The 2,794-nt window shown below is 58.8% G+C and carries 3 protein-coding genes; 1 reads left to right on the top strand and 2 read right to left on the bottom strand.

Annotated features, from left to right (window positions below):
• The first annotated feature begins 168 nt into the window (after positions 1 to 168).
• Entirely contained in the window at positions 169 to 777 is a 609-nt protein-coding gene (gene thrH, locus IBX54_RS14110) for a bifunctional phosphoserine phosphatase/homoserine phosphotransferase ThrH (RefSeq protein WP_296543291.1), read from the top strand.
• 3 nt (positions 778 to 780) lie between these two features.
• On the opposite strand, the gene IBX54_RS14105 is transcribed toward thrH, so the two are convergent.
• Together IBX54_RS14105 and IBX54_RS14100 are read right to left on the bottom strand one after the other, a co-directional pair.
• Positions 781 to 1,371: a lysophospholipid acyltransferase family protein gene (locus IBX54_RS14105; RefSeq protein ID WP_296543290.1), complete on the bottom strand. Its 591-nt coding sequence runs from the start codon at positions 1,369 to 1,371 to the stop codon at positions 781 to 783.
• A 400-nt stretch (positions 1,372 to 1,771) separates the two neighbouring features.
• On the bottom strand, positions 1,772 to 2,794 hold a 1,023-nt coding region (locus tag IBX54_RS14100; protein ID WP_296543289.1), incomplete at its 5' end, for a DNA polymerase IV.

The raw sequence follows: 2,794 nt of genomic DNA, 5'->3' as shown, positions 1-2,794 counted from the left end.
CGAAGTCTCTGTTCAAGGTCCGTGTGCGGTATCGGGTCGGATACGGGGGGCTCGCGATGACGGTTCAAGGTCCGTGTGCGGTATTGGGCCGATACGCGGCAATCGCGATGACGAAGTTCTTTCACGTTAACATGCCCGCCTTGATGTAGCCATTCACGGAGAATTTCAGTGCAGCTTGTTTGTCTTGACCTCGAAGGGGTTCTTGTTCCCGAAATCTGGATCGAATTTGCCAAGCGCACAGGCATCCCCGAACTCGCTCGCACCACCCGCGACGAGCCCGATTACAACAAGCTGATGCGCTATCGGCTTGACTTGCTCAAGACCCATAAGCTGGGCCTGCCCGACATTCAAAAGGTGATCTCCGAGATGGGGCCGATGGCCGGAGCCCGCGACTTTCTGGACGCGCTGCGGCGCGACTACCAGGTCATCATTCTGTCGGACACGTTCTACGAATTTGCCATGCCGCTGATGGCCCAGCTCAACATGCCGGTGCTGTTCTGCCACAAACTTGAGGCCGACTCTGATGGCTTTCTGGTGAACTACCACTTGCGCATGCCAAACCAGAAAAAAGAAGCGGTGCAGCGCTTTCGCGAACTGCAGTTTCATGTGATTGCCGCCGGAGACTCCTACAACGACACCGCCATGCTGGCCGAGGCCAACGCCGGCATTTTGTTTCACCCGCCGCAAAACGTCATCGACGAGTTTCCGCAGTTCCCGGTGACCATGAACTACACCGAACTGCGCGCCCAGATTGACCTGGCGGCAGCCGCGCACTGAGCGCTATTCACTCTCGAACTGCCGCGCATTCCTGCCTTTGAAAGGCGCGTAAAACGCCTTGATCTGCAGCATGTCGGCCTCAACGTTACCGGTGGGCACAAAAATCGGTCCCAGGCCGCTGAACTTGCGCTGGTAGTCCATGTAGGCCATGACGATCGGCACCTGCGCGGTGACGGCAATGTGATAGAAGCCGGTTTTCCAGTAGCGTGTTTTGCTGCGCGTGCCCTCGGGCGGTACGATCAATTGCAGCGTGCCTTCGGCGGCCTGAATGGCTTGCGCCGAGGCCAGCACCAGGTTGTTGCTCTTGCTGCGGTCCACCGCAATGCCGCCCAGCCAGCGCATCAGCGGCCCGAACGGAAAGCGAAACAAGCTGGCCTTGCCCATCCAGTAAATGTTCAGGCGCAGCACAAAGGCCACCATCAGCGTGTAGGGCAGGTCCCAGTTGCTGGTGTGCGGCGCGGCAATCAGCACGCTTTTTTGCGCTTGTGCTGGCAGGGCGCCGTGCACTTGCCATCCGGCCAGCTTGAGGTAAAGCACGGACAGCGCACGCAACAAGGTGTTGACGACGGGAGTGGAAAAAACTGTTCGGTGCATGGCTGAAACGGTGGCGTTGGATACGTCCAGCGGCCAGCAAGCAGGCACCAAACGGTGGCAATCAAGGGTCTGAGGGCTCGCAAAGCAATAACTTGTACTTTTGCCTGGTAGTTCGTTTCATCAAAAAGGTTGCAAAATGAAATCGATGAATTTTTCAGGCTGGCTAGGCGCGAGGAGGCGACATAGCCGTAGCTATGGCAACGACGAGCAACAACGCCAGGATGGAAAAGACACGATTTCATGTAAGCGTTTTGGTGAAACGGACTACTGGTCATCTTTGGGCGCATTGCGTTGTTGCAAATCGCTTGTTTGGCAGAGCTAAACGGCGCGCTTTCCACCTGGCACTGCATCCCAAATCTGACCGTCAAAACGTACAACTTATCACTTTACGAGCCCTAAATTATGGCGCAGTCGGTGGTGCCATATCCATCGTGGTTTGCACGCCTTGCATCGGCTCTGGTGTTTTGTGCCGGAGCCGGTTCAGGTGCTCAGTGGCCGTTATCAGTGAGCCCACGCGCACGCCGAGCAGGCGCAGGCGCTGCTGCAAGGGCGCCCGCTTGAGGCACAGCCCGGCGTGGTGGCGGATGATGCTGGCATCACAGGTGTAAGCGGGCAGTGTCAGGTCGCGCGTGACGCTTTTGAAGTCGTCATAGCGCAGTTTGATGCCAATGGTTTTGCCCACATAGCCCTGGCGCACCAGGTCTTGCGCCACCTGCGCGCACAGGCGGGTGAAGATGGCGCCCAGCTCGACCTTGTCGCGCACCGCATGCAGGTCGCGCTCGAACGTGGTTTCGCGACTGATGGACACCGGCGCGCTTTCCAGCACCAGCGGACGGGGGTCGATGCCGTGCGCGGCGTCGAACATCCAGGCACCGGTTTTCTGGCCAAAGTGGTCGATCAGCCAGCCCACATCCTGTTGCGCCAGCTCGCCGATGGTGCGAATGCCGAGTTGCTGCAATTTTTCATCGGCCTTGGGGCCAATGCCGTTGATCTTGCGGCACGCCAGCGGCCAGATTTTGGTCTGCAAATCTTCCTCGAAGACAATGGCGATGCCGTTGGGCTTGTTGAACTCGCTGGCCATCTTGGCCAGCAGCTTGTTGGGTGCCACACCCACCGAGCAGGTGAGGCCAGTGGCGTCAAAAATGCTTTTCTGGATCAGTCGCGCCAGCACGCGACCACCCTCGCGCTGGCCGCCAGGCACGTCAGTAAAGTCGATATAGACCTCGTCGATGCCGCGGTCTTCCATCAGCGGCGCAATCTCCAGGATGATGGTTTTAAACGCCTGCGAGTAGTGCCGGTAGGCGGCAAAGTCCACCGGCAGCAAGATCGCATCGGGGCAAAGTTTGGCGGCTTTCATCAGCCCCATGGCCGAGCCCACGCCAAACTGGCGCGCCGCATAGGTGGCGGTGGTGATCACGCCGCG

The organism is Rhodoferax sp. (genome assembly GCF_014859475.1).
Taxonomy (GTDB): Bacteria; Pseudomonadota; Gammaproteobacteria; order Burkholderiales; family Burkholderiaceae_C; genus Rhodoferax.
The sequence above is the reverse complement of the archived record's forward strand: the minus strand, read 5'-3'. Positions and strand labels throughout refer to the sequence as shown.